Source organism: Spirulina sp. CCY15215 (assembly GCF_016888125.1).
Taxonomy (GTDB): Bacteria; Cyanobacteriota; Cyanobacteriia; order Cyanobacteriales; family Spirulinaceae; genus CCY15215.
Map to the genome: position 1 here is coordinate 1 of NZ_JACSWA010000363.1, position 258 is coordinate 258.

Here is a 258-nt window from a genome sequence, read left to right on the forward strand (position 1 = left end):
CCCGTGACTCGTTTTATCCACGACCAATTCGCCAAACAATATCTCAGCGAACTCCTTTCTCCTCTCGGTGTTGTAGAAACAAGCAAAGACATTCACCCAGAAGGTCGCCAAATTGATGTTTTGTTTACTCCTTCCTCCTCCAACCCCGAACGCCGCCAAAACTTGGGCTTACTTGGACGATTAACCGCAACCCCCGCACTCTTTGAGCCTTTTCGCAACCCCATTACTCAAAGTGATGTTCGCACTTGTATAATGAAA

General features: G+C 47.3%; 1 pseudogene. It reads left to right on the forward strand.

What is annotated here, in order from left to right:
* Nucleotides 1–258, forward strand: a pseudogene (locus JUI58_RS09945) (hypothetical protein); the annotation flags it as partial.